General features: G+C 70.1%; 13 protein-coding genes. 4 read left to right on the forward strand and 9 right to left on the reverse strand.

Annotated features, from left to right (window positions below; translation table 11 throughout):
• Positions 1–86 precede the first annotated feature (86 nt).
• Positions 87–1556 (reverse strand): sensor histidine kinase, encoded by a 1470-nt coding sequence (locus IE096_RS12500; protein WP_189451495.1) that lies wholly within the window; start codon positions 1554–1556, stop codon positions 87–89.
• Positions 1557–2025: 469 nt separating this feature from the next.
• Between IE096_RS12500 and nagB the strand changes: the two genes are divergently transcribed.
• Positions 2026–2811 carry a glucosamine-6-phosphate deaminase gene (nagB, locus tag IE096_RS12505; protein WP_189451496.1) on the forward strand — a complete coding sequence of 262 codons (786 nt, stop codon included), beginning with the start codon at positions 2026–2028 and terminating at the stop codon, positions 2809–2811.
• Between the two features lie 80 nt (positions 2812–2891).
• Here nagB and IE096_RS12510 read toward each other — a convergent pair whose 3' ends face one another.
• The 4 genes from IE096_RS12510 to IE096_RS12525 form a co-directional block, all read right to left on the reverse strand.
• The gene (locus IE096_RS12510) at positions 2892–4415 is read right to left on the reverse strand and encodes a glycoside hydrolase family 3 protein (RefSeq protein WP_189451497.1); all 1524 of its coding nucleotides are present in this window, start codon (positions 4413–4415) and stop codon (positions 2892–2894) included.
• A 10-nt stretch (positions 4416–4425) separates the two neighbouring features.
• Positions 4426–5265 (reverse strand): carbohydrate ABC transporter permease, encoded by an 840-nt coding sequence (locus tag IE096_RS12515; protein WP_189451498.1) that lies wholly within the window; start codon positions 5263–5265, stop codon positions 4426–4428.
• Complete coding sequence (locus tag IE096_RS12520; RefSeq protein WP_189451499.1) at positions 5262–6242, reverse strand: carbohydrate ABC transporter permease; 981 nt, start codon at positions 6240–6242, stop codon at positions 5262–5264. Before IE096_RS12520 ends, IE096_RS12515 begins: the two co-directional genes overlap by 4 nt.
• Before the next feature lie 101 nt (positions 6243–6343).
• Complete coding sequence (locus tag IE096_RS12525) at positions 6344–7615, reverse strand: extracellular solute-binding protein (protein ID WP_189451500.1); 1272 nt, start codon at positions 7613–7615, stop codon at positions 6344–6346.
• 254 nt (positions 7616–7869) lie between these two features.
• On the opposite strand from IE096_RS12525, the gene IE096_RS12530 reads away from it, so the two are divergent.
• From IE096_RS12530 to IE096_RS12540, 3 genes are all read left to right on the forward strand, one after another.
• Positions 7870–8640: a GntR family transcriptional regulator gene (locus tag IE096_RS12530; RefSeq protein WP_189451501.1), complete on the forward strand. Its 771-nt coding sequence runs from the start codon at positions 7870–7872 to the stop codon at positions 8638–8640.
• A 140-nt stretch (positions 8641–8780) separates the two neighbouring features.
• Complete coding sequence (locus tag IE096_RS12535; protein ID WP_189451502.1) at positions 8781–9008, forward strand: hypothetical protein; 228 nt, start codon at positions 8781–8783, stop codon at positions 9006–9008.
• The gene (locus IE096_RS12540) at positions 9005–9508 is read left to right on the forward strand and encodes a hypothetical protein (RefSeq protein WP_189451503.1); all 504 of its coding nucleotides are present in this window, start codon (positions 9005–9007) and stop codon (positions 9506–9508) included. Before IE096_RS12535 ends, IE096_RS12540 begins: the two co-directional genes overlap by 4 nt.
• 17 nt (positions 9509–9525) lie before the next feature.
• On the opposite strand, the gene IE096_RS31840 is transcribed toward IE096_RS12540, so the two are convergent.
• The 4 genes from IE096_RS31840 to IE096_RS12560 all read right to left on the reverse strand — a co-directional run bounded on the left by IE096_RS31840 (position 9526) and on the right by IE096_RS12560 (position 15387).
• Entirely contained in the window at positions 9526–11175 is a 1650-nt protein-coding gene (locus IE096_RS31840; RefSeq protein ID WP_189451504.1) for a lytic transglycosylase domain-containing protein, read from the reverse strand.
• Between the two features lie 76 nt (positions 11176–11251).
• Positions 11252–13150, reverse strand: coding sequence for an FG-GAP-like repeat-containing protein (locus tag IE096_RS12550; RefSeq protein WP_189451505.1), 1899 nt, complete (start codon positions 13148–13150; stop codon positions 11252–11254).
• A 113-nt stretch (positions 13151–13263) separates the two neighbouring features.
• Positions 13264–14862 (reverse strand): S1 family peptidase, encoded by a 1599-nt coding sequence (locus tag IE096_RS12555; protein ID WP_308430338.1) that lies wholly within the window; start codon positions 14860–14862, stop codon positions 13264–13266.
• A gap of 9 nt (positions 14863–14871) precedes the next feature.
• A complete protein-coding gene (locus tag IE096_RS12560) occupies positions 14872–15387 on the reverse strand; it encodes a hypothetical protein (protein ID WP_189451507.1) in 516 nt (171 codons plus the stop codon).
• Between the last annotated feature and the right edge of the window lie 339 nt (positions 15388–15726).

Consider the following 15726-nt stretch of genomic DNA (forward strand, 5'->3'; position numbering starts at 1 on the left):
CTAAGCACAACAAAGCTTTGAGCCCCGGCCCCCTCTTCCGAGAGGGGGCCGGGGCTCAGTGCTTTTCCGTACGCCGCGCGAAGGCGTTACGGCTTCTCCGCCACCACGGGAAGGTCGAGCACCACGCGCGTTCCCTGCCCGGATGCGGGCACCATGTCGAACGTTCCGCCCAACTCGCCCTCCACCAGGGTGCGTACGATCTGGAGCCCCAGATTGCCGGCGCGCTGGGGGTCGAAGCCCTCGGGGAGGCCACGCCCGTCGTCCTGGACGGAGATCAGCAGCCGGGCGTCCCGGCGGGTGCCCCCACGGACCGCGGTGACCTCGACCGAGCCCTGCTCCCCCGGCCCGAAGCCGTGCTCGAGGGCGTTCTGCAGCAGCTCGGTCAGGACCATCGACAGCGGCGTGGCGACCTCGGCGTCCAGCACCCCGAAGCGGCCCGTGCGCCGCGTCGTGACCCGGCCCGGGGAGATCTCGGCGACCATGGCGAGGACCCGGTCGGCGATCTCGTCGAATTCGACCCGTTCGTCAAGGTTCTGCGACAGCGTCTCGTGGACGATCGCGATGGAACCGACCCGGCGGACCGCCTCCTCCAGCGCCTCGCGACCCTCGGCGGAGCCGATCCGGCGCGCCTGGAGGCGCAGCAGGGCCGCCACGGTCTGGAGGTTGTTCTTCACCCGGTGGTGGATCTCCCGGATGGTGGCGTCCTTGGTGATCAACTCGCGTTCGCGCCGTCGCAGTTCGGTCACATCGCGCAACAGTACGAGCGAACCGATGTGGCTGCCCTTGGGTTTGAGCGGGATCACCCTCAGATGAATGACCCCGTCATTGGCCTCCACCTCGAACTCGCGGGGCGCCCAGCCGCTGGCGAGCTTGGCCAGGCCCTCGTCGACGGGTGCGCGCGAGGGTGCCAACTGAGCGGTGGTCTCGCCCAGATGATGCCCGACGAGATCGGCGGCGAGGCCGAGCCGGTGGTAGGCGGAGAGGGCGTTGGGGCTGGCGTACTGGACGACACCGTCGGCGTCCAGCCTGATCAGCCCGTCGCCGGCGCGGGGCGAGGCGTCCATGTCGACCTGCTGGCCGGGGAAGGGGAAGGTGCCGCCGGCGATCATCTGCGCCAGGTCCGAGGCGCTCTGGAGGTAGGTGAGCTCCAGCCGGCTGGGCGTCCGCACGGTCAGCAGATTGGTGTTCCGGGCGATGACCCCCAGCACCCGCCCGTCCCGGCGGACCGGGATGGACTCGACCCGCACGGGAACCTCCTCCCGCCACTCCGGGTCGCCCTCCCGGACGATCCGGCCCTCGTCGAGGGCGGCGTCGAGCATGGGGCGGCGGCCGCGCGGGACGAGGTGGCCGACCATGTCGTCGTGGTAGGACGTCGGCCCGGTGTTGGGCCGCATCTGGGCGATGGAGACGTACCGGGTGCCGTCCAGGGTGGGCACCCAGAGGACCAGGTCGGCGAAGGACAGGTCGGAGAGCAGCTGCCACTCCGAGACCAGCAGGTGCAACCACTCCAGATCGGAGTCGTCGAGTGCGGTGTGCTGGCGTACGAGGTCGTTCATGGAGGGCACGGTGGTGAGCCTAGTTCTTTTCCGTGGGGCGTGGGACGGGCCGGTGGGCGGAGGACACATGATGATCGGCATACCCAGGGAGTCCGTGCGGCAACAGCATGGACAGCGATGAATGGTCTAGTCCACAATGGGCGCCAAGACGTCCGCCCTCCCCGCACAGGAGGGCGGAGCGAGGCCCGGCCCGCCCCACGGCGGCCGGGGCCTCCCGTCGGCCGACCCGGCCGTGGGGCCCGCACACCCCACGAGCGCCGGTCCGGCCGATTCGCTCCGGGCTGCGGTGCCGGCTGGGTTGAGGGTCCCGGCGGGCGCCGCGGCCCGTAGTCGTTTCCGGGGACGTTTTCGGGGGTCGTTTCGGGTGGCCTCGCCCCTGCGCGCACCCACCCCCGCCGACCGGGCCAGGCGGTGCCCATTCTGCTAAATTGGTCTATACCACCACCCTCTCCAGATCGGCAGGCCCAGCGTGGAAGTTGTCATCGTCCCCGACGCCCAGGCAGGCGGCGAGCTCATCGCGGAGGCCATGGCCGCCCTGCTGCGCCGCAAGCCCGAGGCGCTGCTCGGCGTTGCCACCGGCTCGACCCCGCTGCCCGTCTACGAGGCGCTCACGGCCAAGGTCCGCGCCGGCGAGGTGGACGTCTCGCGCGCCCGCGTGTGCCAGCTCGACGAGTACGTCGGACTGCCCGCCGACCACCCCGAGTCCTACCGCTCCACGGTCCTGCGCCAGGTCGTCGAGCCGCTGGGGCTGCCGACGTCCTCCTTCATGGGCCCCGACGGCACCGCCGAGGACGTCCAGGCCGCGTGCGAGGCGTACGACCGGGCGCTGCGGGCGGCCGGCGGCGTGGACCTCCAGCTGCTCGGCATCGGCACCGACGGGCACATCGGCTTCAACGAGCCGTGCTCCTCCCTGGCCTCCCGCACCCGCATCAAGACGCTGACGGAGCAGACCCGCGTCGACAACGCGCGCTTCTTCGACGGCGACATCGACCAGGTGCCGCACCACGTCATCACCCAGGGCATCGGCACCATCCTGGAGGCCCGCCACCTGGTGCTGCTGGCCACGGGCGAGGGCAAGGCCGACGCGGTGGCCGCGTCCGTCGAGGGCCCCGTCGCCGCCCTCGTCCCCGCCTCGGCCCTCCAGCTCCACCCGCACGCGACGGTCGTCGTGGACGAGGCGGCGGCGTCCAAGCTGAAGCTGGCCGACTACTTCCGGCACACGTACGCGAACAAGCCGGTGTGGCAGGGGCTGTAGTTCTCTCCGGGGGCTCCGCCCCCGGACCCCCGCTCCTCAAACGCCGGAGGGGCTGGATCCCAGCCCCTCCGGCGTTTGGCCTACTCCCCCACGATCGCCTCGGCGGCCGCCACCCCACAAACCCGCGCCGCCCCATGCGTAGCGATATGCAGCGCACCACTCGGCGGGGCTTCGTTCAGCCCCATCTCCACGACGATCGTGTCCGGCCGGGCCGCCAGCAGGATGCCGAGCGCCCGCGCCATCCACGGGTGCCGGTGGACGTCCCGCACGACCGCGACGATCCGCCGCTCCCCCGCCGCCGCGAGCACCGCCTCCGCGCCGGCCGACTCGGGCCCGTACGTCTCGGTGAGCGTTCCCGGCCGCAGCCGGGTCAGCTCGGCGCCCACGCCCCACGGCGTCTCGTCGCCGACGGCGATGTTGGCGACGGGCGTGAACGCGGCGACGTACACGGCCCCGGCGGGCGGCTCGTACGCCGGGCCCGCGCCGGAGCGCGTGACCCGCAGCGCGCGCCGTGCCGCCACGAGCCCCACCTCGGGGTCGGTGGCCGACGCGTCCGAGCCGGCCACCGACGAGGTCCAGCCCGCCAGCGCCCGCACCCGGGCCGCCGCGTCGGCGAGCCGCTCCTCCCCCAGCTCCCCGTCGCGCACGGCGGCGACGAGCGCGTCGCGCAGCCGCAGCACCGTCCCCTCGTCGGCCAGGCCGCCCCCGACGCAGATCGCGTCGGCGCCCGCCGCGATGGCCATGACGCTGCCGCGTTCGATGCCGTACGTACCGGCGATCGCCCGCATCTCCATCCCGTCGGTGACGATCAGGCCGTCGAAGCCGAGGCCCCCGGCCGTGACGGGCGCGCGCAACAGCCCGTGGAGAGCGCGCGGGCTGAGCGTGGCGGGCAGGGCCGGGTCGAGCGCGGGCAGCAGGATGTGCGCGCTCATCACGGCCTTGGTGCCGGCCGCGACGGCCGCCCGGAAGGGCACCAGCTCGCGGGCGTGCAGCGTGGCGAGGTCCGCGTCGATGCGGGGCAGGTCGTGGTGGGAGTCGACGGCGGTGTCGCCGTGGCCGGGGAAGTGCTTGGTGCAGGCGGCGACCCCGGCGGCCTGGAGCCCCTCGACGTACGCGGCGGTGTGCCGGGCGACGAGCGCCGGGTCGGCGCCGAAGGACCGGACGCCGATGACGGGGTTGTCGGGGTCGGAGTTGACGTCCCCGGAGGGCGCCCAGTTGAGGTTGACGCCGCAGGCGGCGAGGCGGCGGCCCAGCTCGTGGGCGACGGCCCGGGTGAGCCCGGTGTCGTCGACGGTGCCGAGGGCGAGGTTGCCGGGGAAGGAGGAGCCCGTACGGACCTCCAGCCGGGTGACGTCGCCGCCCTCCTCGTCGATGGCGACGAGGACGTCCCCGCGCTCGGCGCGCAGCCGCTCGGTCAGGGCGGCGAGCTGTTCGGGGGAGGTGATGTTGCGGCCGAACAGGCCGACGGAGGAGAGGCCCTCGCCGAGCCGGCGCAGCAGCCAGTCGGGGGCGGTCGTCCCGGTGAAGCCGGGCTGGAGGACGGTCAGGGCGTCCCGGGTCAGGGTGTCCGGGTGCGGGGACCGGTGCTGGGTGAGGATGGTCATGTCGTAGCTCCTAGCCCTTCACTGCGCCGGACGTGAGGCCTCCGACCGCCTTGCGCTGGAGGATGACGAACAGGACGAGGATGGGGATCGCGAAGAGCGAGGAGGCGGCCATGGTGGCGCCCCAGTCGTCGCCGAAGGTGGTGCGGAAGCCGGTCAGCCACAGCGGGAGGGTCTGCGATCCGGGGTCCTTGTTGAGGATCAGGACCATCGGGAACTCGTTCCAGACGGTGATGAAGCCGAAGAGCGAGGTGGCCATCAGGCCGGGCGCCAGCAGCGGGAAGATGACCTTGATAAAGGCCTGGGTGCGGGTGCACCCGTCGACCATGGCGGACTCCTCCAGCTCCTTGGGCACGGCGGCGACGTAGCCGCGCAGCGTCAGGACAGTGAAGGGCAGCACCATGACGGTGTAGATGGCGATGAGCGGCGGCAGGCTGTTCAGCATGTCCACGTCGCGCACGATCATGTAGTACGCGATGACCATCACCTCCCAGGGCGCCATCTGGGCCATCATCATCACGAGGATGAAGCTCTTGCGGCCCTTGAAGCGCATGCGCGCGACGGCGAAGGACGCCAGCAGCGCGATGACGAGCGACAGGGCCACGGCCACCAGGGTCACGGTGAGGGAGTTCCCGACGAACGTCCAGAAGCCGTCGGCGCTCACCGCCTTGTCGAAGTGCTCGAAGGTGGGGCTCGTGGGGAACCAGACGGGGGTGTCACTGACGATGTCCTTGTTGGCCTTGAAGGCCGTGGCGAACATCCAGTAGACGGGGAACGCGAAGACGGCGAAGAGGGCGATCGCCGTCGCCCCCGGCCACACCCGGCTGACGGTTCTGGGCAGCGTGCGCCTCACAGCTCGTCCTCCTCTTGCTTGAGAACCAGTCGCAGGTAGTAGGCCGTCAGCGCCAGCAGGATGACGATGGTGAGGATGGAGATCGCCGCGCCCATGCCGAAGTGCTGGCTGCCCATGCCCTCCTGGAAGGCGTAGACGGGCAGGGTCTCGGTGAGCCGGTCGGGGCCGCCCTCGTTGATCGCGAAGACCTGGGTGAAGGCCTTGAAGACCCAGATGACCTCAAGGAACGTGGTGGCGAGGAAGAACGGCTTGAGGAAGGGGAAGGTCACCGAGGTGAACTGCTTCCAGGTACCCGCGCCGTCGAGCGAGGCGGCCTCGTAGAGCTCCTTGGGGATCGTGGTCGTGGCGGCGTAGAGGTTTATCGCCACGAAGGGCACAGACTGCCAGACGATCAGCACGGTGATCACGAAGAAGGTGGAGAACTGGCCGCTGGTCCAGTTGTAGCCGGCCATGGAGTGCCAGCCGAGCGCGTCGAGGAGGTAGTTGACGACGCCGAAGCGCTGGTCGAAGAGCCACTGGAAGACGGTGGTCGCGGCGACGACGGGCATGGCCCAGGCGAGGACGAGGCCGAGCGAGAGCAGCAGCCGCAGCTTCGTGCCGAGCCGGGCGAGCAGCAGGCCGATCAGACAGCCGACCGCCATGATCAGGACGACGTTGGCGGCGGTGAAGACGACCGAGCGGCCGGTGACGTGCCAGAACTCGGAACTGCGGAGGACGGTGTCGTAGTTGTCGACGCCGGTCCACTCGGTGACGCGCTGGATCAGCTGGCGCTTGTTGAGGTTCTGGAAGGACAGCAGGCCGTTCTTCACCAGCGTCCAGCCGAGCAGCAGGACGACGGCGGCGACGGTGGGGAGGATCAGCAGGTAGGGCACGCTTCCGGCCCCGCCTCCCCGGCCGCGGCGGGGCGGCGCGGCGCCGCCCTTGCCGATCCGGGGCGCCGGGCCGGTGGCCGCCGCCTCTTCGATCTGCGCTGACATCGTCGTCCGCCTTCTCCCCTGTGGAACGGTTGTGCGTGGTGCGGGGTCCCGTACGGGCCGCCCCCACGGCGGCCCGTACGGAATTCACTGCCGCTCAGGCCCTACTGCTTCTGGGCGAGCCGCTTGTTCATGTCGCCCTCGACCTGCTTGGCGGCCTCCTCCGGCGACTTGCCGCCCAGGACCGCGGTCATATAGGCCTTGATCGGGTTCGGCGCGTTCTCCACGTTGGCCCACTCGGGGATCAGCGGAGTGGTGCCACCGGTCTTGGCGGCGGGGGCGGCGGCCTCGGCGGCCGGCTGGCCCTTCAGGCTGGGCAGCAGCGCGTCCTTGTTGGGCAGCGAGCCGACCTCCTTGGCCAGCGCGCCCTCGTTCTTGTCGGACAGCGTGATCTTCAGGAACTCCTTGGCGAGGTCCTTCTTCTTGCTGCCCTCGGAGATCGCGAGGTTGGAGCCGCCGAGGAAGACGCCCTCGGGCTTGTCGGCGGTCTCACCGGGGATGGTGAAGTAGCCGATCTCCTTCTCGATCTCCGGGTTCGCCTTGACGGCGGTGGCGGCCTCCCAGCCCATGCCGATGAAGGCGCCGGTCTTCCCCTTGGCGAAGACGTCGGCCTGCTGCGGGGTGGCCTCGTCCTTGTCCTTGGGGGCCTTGCTGAAGGACTGGTACTTCTTGTAGATCTCCATGGCCTTGGCGACCTTGGGGTCGGCGAGGTTGGAGACGTACTTCTTGCCGTCCTTCTTCACCAGGTCGGCACCGGTGCCGATGGTCAGGCCGTCGAAGAAGTACCAGTTCTGGCCGGGCAGGTAGAGCGGCTCGGCGTCGCCCTTCTGCTGGATGGCCTCGAGGTCCTTGAAGAACTCGTCGCGGGTCTTCGGGGTGTCCTTGATGCCCGCGTCGGCCCAGACCTTCTTGTTGTAGATGACGACGCGGCTGGCGGCGTACCAGGGGGCCGCGTACTGCTTGCCCTCGAAGACGGACGGCTTGTTGAGGGACTCGGTCCAGTCCCCGCCGATCTCCTTCTTCAGGTCGTCCAGCTGGGCGAGGCCACCGGTCTGGGCGTAGGAGGGCGTCTGGGTGTTGCCGATCTCCACGACGTCCGGCGGGCTGGACTCGGAGAGGGCGGTGGTGAGCTTCTGCTGGATCCCGTCCCACTTCTGGACCTGGACGTTGAGCTTCGCACCGGTCTTCTGTTCGAACTCGGCCTGGACGGCCTTCGTCCAACCCGGTGGATTCGAGCCATCCATGAACCAGACCGTGAGGCTCTTGCCCTTGGAACCGCCGTCGGCCGATCCCTTGTCACTGTCGCTGGACCCACAGGCAGCAACACTCACCATCATGGCCACGACACCCGTCGCCGCTATGAGCCCACGCTTCACAGCACTCTCCCTTGAGGACCGAATGTGGTCTTTAATGGTTTAGACCAGTGCCCGCAGCTTGGCCTAGACCTTTTGGGGTGTCAAGGGTGTATAAGAGTCGCTGTCGGCTCCGTTACCGGACCGACACCTCGAGGTCGACGCGGGTATCTCCGGTCTCCTCGGGCTCTGCCCGTGCCACCATGTGACCGCTATAGACGGAGGAGCCGGTGACGGCAGCAGGATCATCGGAGTCGGGAAGGTCGGGAAGGCACGCCATGGCGACCGAGGGCGAGACGGCGGAGGGCGGCAGCACCGCGAGCGGCGGACGGACCGCGCGCGTTCCCAAGTATTACCGGCTCAAACGGCACTTGCTGGACATGACCGAAACCATGCCTCCCGGCACTCCGGTACCGCCGGAGCGCACCCTGGCCGCCGAGTTCGACACCTCCCGCACGACGGTGCGCCAGGCCCTCCAGGAACTGGTGGTCGAGGGCCGGCTGGAGCGCATCCAGGGCAAGGGCACGTTCGTCGCCAAGCCCAAGGTCTCCCAGGCCCTCCAACTCACCTCCTACACGGAGGACATGCGCGCCCAGGGCCTGGAGCCCACCTCCCAGCTCCTCGACATCGGCTACGTCACCGCCGACGACCGCCTCGCCGGGCTCCTCGACATAGTGGCCGGCGGCCGCGTCCTGCGCATCGAACGCCTGCGGCTCGCCAGCGGCGAGCCGATGGCGATCGAGACCACCCACCTGTCGGCGAAGCGCTTCCCGGCCCTGCGCCGGAGCCTGGTGAAGTACACCTCCCTCTACACCGCGCTGGCCGAGGTCTACGACGTCCGCCTCGCGGAGGCGGAGGAGACCATCGAGACCTCCCTGGCCACCCCGCGCGAGGCCGGCCTGCTGGGCACGGACGTGGGCCTGCCGATGCTGCTCCTCTCCCGCCACTCGCTGGACGCGGAGGGCAGGCCGGTGGAGTGGGTGAGGTCGGTGTACCGGGGCGACCGCTACAAGTTCGTCGCGAGACTGCGGCGGCCGGTGGCGGAGTAGGAGCCGGTGACGTAAGAGCCGGTGGCGGAGTAAGAGCGGCGTGAGGAATCACCCGTCGACTTCATGACCATTCGATGAGCGTTCCGCAAACACGACCTTGGTGCGGGCCCGTTGTCAGTGGCACCCCCTAGCCTGAGGGCATGTCATGCAACGCGACCCTGACCCCGACCCAGGAGCAGCTCAACCACGAGATACGCACGTTCCTCACGGCCCGCAGCGGCCGCACGCTGACCAGCGCCGAGCGCGGCGTCTACGAGCGGCTGCGGGCCGAATGGCTGGCCGCGGGGCGCCGGGCCCGTTACGGCACGGCGCCGGCTCCCCGGCCCGCTCGCCCCTCGGCGTGCGGGGCACGTACGGTATCCGAATGAGCCACGCCGTCGACGCGGTCGATGCCGCCGCGATCGCCCTGAACGACCGTTCCTGGACCCCCTCGCACCACGAGCTGACCCTCGCGCGCGATTTCTTCACACGTCGTGACGCCATACCTCAGCGCCTGCTGCCGGGCATGCCCCAGTCCCCCAGCCCCCAGGGCTGGGTCACCCAGCACGTCCTGTGGCTGGAAGACGTCGCCCACCTCGCCGGCGAACTGCTGACCGCCTGGCGCGCCTGGCTCCCGGACGGCCACATGATCGCCCTCCTCGGCGCCTACGGCGGCCTGGCTCGCACCGCCGTCCCCCTCGCCACCCGGCTGGGCCGCGACTGGTCCGCCGAGTGGCAGGCCCCACCCTCGAAGCAGGACACCTCCTCCTGGGAGGACTGGCACCTCCCCACCGAACAGCGCCAGCAGCTCGACGCGCTGACGGACCGGCTGGTCCTGATCGGCGCCGTCATGGTCATGGCGGTCAACCGCGGCGAGACGGGCCACTGACGGCTGCGTCCTGACGCTCACGCGGTCACGGTGAGCTCGACGTCCAAGGTGACACCGTCGGCGGCGGCGAGCCGGAGGATGTACGTACCGGGGTGCGCGTCGGCGCGGATCGCCGGGAGGGTGATCACACCGTCGGGGCCGGGCGGGGGCAGGACCAGGGTACGGATGGCCTTGCCCACCGCGTCCGTGAAATACGGCCCGAGGGTGTTCTCGGCGGCGTTGTCCTTGCTCACGACGAAGGTCGCGGTGAGCACGGTGCCGAGGGCGGCCTGCCCGTAGCGGGTGGCCTTGACCTGAAGTCTCCCGGCGAAGATACCGTCGGCCGATGCGTTCAGGGGCTGATCGCCGGCCCGTGTCAGAGCGTCGGCGGTGGCGGAGTCGGAGAGCCGGGCCTCCACCCGGAACGTCACGTCCTTGCCCGCCGCGCTCGCCATGACGACGAAGCCGCCCGGTCTGTCACCGACGCGCAGCCGAGGCGCGGCGGCGATGCCCTGGGCGTCGGTGCTGACGGTGACGGTCGTGGCGTCCCCGTACCCGGGGAAACGGGCGTCGGTGGCGGCGCCGACGATCTCGAAGGTGACGTCCGCACCGGGGACGGGATCCCCATGGGCATTGCTCGCCCGGACCCGCGCGACCTGGTCGAGGTCCTGTCCGGTCTCGGCGTCGCGGCTCTGCTCCCCGAGGGGGGTGAGCCGGGTGACGGTACGGGGACCGGGCTTGGGCCGGGGCTCGGGAGTGGGGCCGGGCTTGGGAGTGGGGCCGGGCGTGGGTTCGGGCGCGGGCTTCGGCAGGGGCTCGGGCTGTGGCTCGACGGCCGACGAGCCGGAGGCCGACGTCCGTGTGACCGCACGCGTGGGGGTGCCGGACCGCCCGTCGGCCGGATCCGGGTGGTGGGACACGGCCGGGGTGTCATCGGGGACGGCGGTGACCCTGGCACCCTGGTACGTACGCATCCACTCCAGGACGGCGTTCACGTATTCACGCGAGTTGTTGTAGCTGAGGATCGCCTTGTCGAGGTCGGCGGGATCCGTGAGGTTCCGGTCGCCGGCGCAGAGATAGCGGGCGGTGCCGAGGGCGGCGTCGTAGATGTTGTTGGGGTTCTCGACCCCGTCGCCGTTGCCGTCGGCGCCCCAGGTGACCCAGGTGGAGGGGATGAACTGGGTGGGGCCGACGGCACGGTCATACTCGGTGTCGCCGTCCCAGCGTCCGCCGTCGGTGTCGCGGATGAGCGCGAACCGCTTCCCGTCCAGCCGCGGCCCCCGGATGGGCCGCTCCGTGGACCCGTCGGAACGCAGCCCGTACCCGGAGGCGTGCACGGACTCCACCCGCCCGATCCCGGCGACGAGCTCCCATGGGATCCGGCACCCCGGCTGGCTCGTGGCCAGCGCCCGCGCGGCCTTCTTGTACGCGTCCAGGGCGGTGGCCGGAATCCCCGCTTCACCGCCGACCGACGGGCCCGGCTGTGCGGGCTTCCGCAGATCGGGGAGGACGAGATGGGGTACGCCCCGGGGCAGCACGCCCTGTGCGCTGCCCGGCCCGGGCGCGGCGGGGTCCGCCCGAGCGGTGAGCGGCCCGGCGGCCGCGGCGGTGGAGAGGGAGACCACTAGGGCGGCGCCGCACAACCCGCGTCGGGTACGGCTGGCGAGGCGGAGGGGAGGGAGCTGCACGGGGAGGCGGTTTCCTGACGTAAGTACTGCTTGCGGGCGTGGGGCCGGCGCACCGGGGCCGGCCCCACTGGGGGGATCAGCGCTTCAGGTCGCTGTTCCAGACCTTCACGGGGGCGTTGAAACCGCTGCCGTTGCTGGTGAAGGACCACAGACCGACCGACGTACGGCCGTCGGCGCCCTGCCCGTAGTCGTAGGTGACGCCCATGTCGGCCTTGCCGTCGCCGTTGAAGTCACCGACGGCGAGCTCGCTCGCGGCCCAGTTCCAGCTGTCGACCGTGGTGCCGCTCTCCCAGACCTTGCGCGGGTCGGCGAAGCCGTCCTTGGTACCGGAGAAGATCCACAGGCCGGTCTTGTTCTTGCCGGCGACCTTGCCGTAGTCGTACAGGACGGCGATGTCGGCCTTGCCGTCACCGTTGAAGTCACCGGCCGCGACCTTGCTGGCCTCCCAGCTCCAGCTGCGGCCCTCCCAGGTGAGGCTGTTCCAGACCTTGCGGTGCTCGACGAAGCCGTTGCTGTTGTCGGCGATGAGCCACAGGGCCGTCTCGTTGCGGCTGTCGGAGGTCGTGCCGTTGCCGTAGAGGACGGCGATGTCGCTCTTGCCGTCGCCGTTGAAGTCGCCGGCGACCATCTTGCTGCTGTTCCAGTTCCAGCTGGTCGACCCGCTCTCCCACGCCTTGCGGGGTTCGGCGAAGCCGTTGCCGGTGCTGGTGAAGGTCAGCAGGCCGCTCTCGTTGCGGGATCCGCTGTTGCCGTAGTTGTAGAGGACGGCGATGTCGGCCTTGCCGTCGCCGTTGAAGTCACCGGCGGCGAGCTTGCTGGCGTCCCAGTTCCAGCTCTTCCAGGAGCTGGAGGAGCTCTCCCAGACCTTCACGGGGGCGTCGAAGCCGGTCCCGGTGCTGGTGAAGGTGAACAGACCGGTCCGGTAACGGCCGTCGGCGGTCTTGCCGTAGTTGTACAGCGCCCCGATATCGGTCCTGCCGTCACCGTTGAAGTCACCGGACGTCAGCTTGACGGCGTCCCATCGCCAGCTGTCCGAGCCGTTGTCCCACACGGCGCGCGGCTCCTTGAAGCCTTCGCCGGTGGCGGTGTGGACCCACAGCGCCACCCGGCCCCGGCCGTCCTTCGACGAGCCGTAGTCGGTGAGCATGGCGACATCGGCCTTGCCGTCGCCGTCGAAGTCGCCGGTGGTCGTCGCGTAGCGCTTGGGGAGACCGCGCACCTGCTGGACCCAGAAGCCGACGTCGTCGGTCCGGGTCGCGACGGCGCCCTTGCGGGTCTCGGTCTCGTTCCCGAAGCAGCCGCCCTGCCAGGAAGCGCTGCTGACGCCGACCAGCTCCTCCCGCCCGTCGCGCTCGCGGACCACCGGCCCTCCGGTGTCGCCCTTGCAGACGGCCCCGTCCTTGCCGGTGATGTCGAGGCTGGTGCCCTTCACGGCCTCGACACCGAAAGCGCCCGAGTGCACGCGGTCCGGCACCCACTCGTCCTTGGTACGGCCGTAGCCGGCGACCCGCAGCACGTCCCCCTTCGCGGGAGCGCCGCCGCCCAGCGCGGCGGGCTTGACGTCGGCGACGGGGGCGGCGAGCCGCGCCATGACGAGGTCGCGGTCGTCGCGCGGGACGAGCTCGACGACGTCCCGCACCTGCCCAGCCTCGGTGGCGAGATCCGCCCGGCCGACGGTCGCCCTGGTCTTCAACTGCGGCGCCCCGGCGGCGACCTCGCCACCCGGCTGCGCGCTGTCGGCGAAGCAGCTGCCGGCGGTCAGCACCCACTGCTCGTCGACGAGCGTGCCGGTGCAGGCGCGCCGGCCCTCGCCGATGTCGAGCTTGACGGTGGAGACGTACTGACCGTCCTTGGCCACGTCGCCGGTGACCGCGTGCGCGGGGGCGGTGGCGGTGGCCGTGACCAGTGCGCTGGTCGCGATGACAGTGGCGAGGAAACCGGCTGCCCACGCGGCGCGCGAACTACTGCGGTTCATGTGTCTTTCCTTGGGAGTGGTGGGCGGGCGTGGGCAGGACACGCTCAGGTCCGGCCGCCACCGTTCACTTACGGCAGCGACGGCCGGACCGTGGTTGATGTACGTCGGCCGGTTCAGCCGACGAGCTGGACCTCACCGTGCGTGCCGGCGGCGTCGACGCCGGGGTAGTAGCTGACGTTGCCGTCGTTCCAGCCGACGAGGACGTCGTTCGGCCCCTTGCCGGGGGCGGTGAAGGAGCCGACCGTCAGGGTCTGGGCGTTCTGCCACGCCGAGCCGACGGGCCGGACGGTGATCCGGCTGCCGTGGTAACCGGCGGTGTCGACACCCGGGAAGATCTGCGCCTGACCGTCGTTCCAGCGGATGAGGAGGTCGGCGGTCTTCTTGCCGGTGAACTCGCCGGCGCTGATCTGGACGGCGTTCTTCCATCCGTTGTCGGCCTTGGTCAGCTGGGTCCAGCCGCTGAGGCCCTTGGTGCCGATGTCGGAGTACATCGACGTCGAGCCGTCCTCCCAGAGGACGAGCAGGTCGTCACGGAGGGAGTTCTCCGTGAACCGGCCCGCCGTGATCAGCCGGGCGTTCTTCCAGAACGGGTTGTCGCCACCACCGGGGCGGAGCGTCTTCTCGTCGTGGACGCCGTTCTGATCGACGTGCATGTACGTCGACACCTTGCCGCTGGCCCAGCGGACGGTGATGCCGTCGGAGCCGTTCTCGGTGAACTTGCCGCCGGTGACCGCGCGGGCGTCCTGCCAGTAGCTGCCCTTGTCGGCGATCTTGTACTCGGCGGAGAAGGGCTGCTTCGGGTCGTCGTGGTCGGCACCCTGGAAGAGCGTCGCCTCGCCGTCCTTCCAGACGACGAAGAGGTCCATGCGGCGCTTGCCGTCGTTCGAGCCGCCGGTGAAGTAGCCGGACGCGGTGTAGGAGGCGTACTTCCAGCTCGAGCGCGGCAGCAGCGTGCGGGAGGACACGGACTGGATCCACCCGGCGATGTCGTCGGCCCGTGCGTCGACGGCACCCTTGCGGGTCTCGTCCTCGTTGCCGAAGCAGCCGCCCTGCCAGGAGGTGCTGTTGACACCGACCAGCTCGTAGCGGCCCCCGACCTCGCGGAAGGCGGGGCCGCCGGTGTCGCCCTTGCAGACGGCGGCGTCGGCGCTCGCTCCGTCGAGCTCGACGGAGCCGTCCCGCAGGGCACTCACGGTGAACTTCGCCGAGTGCGGCTTGTCGGGTACCCACTCGTCCTTCGTGCGGCCGTAGCCGGCGACGCGCAGCTCCTCGCCCTGGGCGAGCGGCTTGAAACCGATCCCGGCGGGGGTGATGCCGGTGACCGGCTTGGTCAGCTTGGCCATCACCAGGTCGCGGTCCTCGCGCGGGACGAGCTCGACGACATCGGTGGCACGACCGCTCAGGGTGGCAGTGGTCTTGAGCTTGGGGGCGCCGGCGGCGACCTTGCCACCCGAGGTGGAACCGTCGGCGAAACAGCTGGCCGCAGTGACGAGCCACTGCTTCTCGACGAGGGCCGCGGAGCAGCTCCGCTCTCCGCCGACGTTGAGCTTTGCCATGAACGCATACGAGCCCTCGTCGGCACTGCCGCCCGCGACAGCACTCGCCGGCGCGGCAGTCAGCAGACCGGCTCCTACAGCCGCCGTGAGAAGCCCCGCTGCCCACACAGTGTGCGAACGCCTTACAGACATGTGTATTCCTTGATCGGTATTCATGGGCGTCGTCTACTTCCCGGTGACGATTTCCACGAGTACGTGCTCGCGCCCTGCCGGGTCCGTGGTCTCGCCGATGCCCTTCCATGCGTTCTTGGCGACGTCGTAGGACTTGGTCTTACCGTCGACGGTCATCGCAACGTGTGCCGTGTGGTCCTTGGTCTGCACTCCCGTCACGGCAGGCACCTCAAGACTGAGGTATCCCTTGGCACCCTTGACACGGAAACAGAAGTCGTCCCGGTCCCGGCCGATGAACTGCAGCAGGTCGGGCGAGCTGCCGCATTCGGCCAGCGTGATATTGCCGTCTCCGCGCTTGAGCTTCAGATTCTTCTCGGCGAGGATTTTTTCCGCGTTGGGGTACGAGAAGTCCTCGACGGCGTAGGGCATTTGGGCAGCGTCGCCGGACGCGCCGGCCTTCGCGCCCGCAGACGCCGCCGATGTCCGGGTGTCGACCGCGTAGGCCGCTCCTGCCAGGGCCAGGGTGCAGCCGGCCAGGGCCAGGGCCAGCAGGCGTGAAGAGGTCTTCATCAATAGCTCTTTCATCCAGGTACAGCCCACCTGTCATCAGTTCACGGTGAAGATGGGCAAGCAGTCACGGAACCGGTCCGCCGAGGGCGCGCCGGGCACTCCAGGCCCTACCGGCAGGGCTAACTGACTACCACCGGGCTTGCCGTGGCGACAATTTCCGGAAGGTGCCGAAGATCACATCGCAGGCATCCCCGCATTCGCACCGGGCGCCGCTCGGGACCAAAGTCACACGCCCAACTCGGCTCCACACGGCAGGCATTCCCCACTCATCGAACAGAGCACATGAGGGGGCGTCGGGACTTTAGTCCTCTTTTACCTTGACTTTAACTTCGCTTGACC

This window comes from Streptomyces abikoensis (genome assembly GCF_014648775.1).
GTDB lineage: Bacteria > Actinomycetota > Actinomycetes > Streptomycetales > Streptomycetaceae > Streptomyces > Streptomyces abikoensis.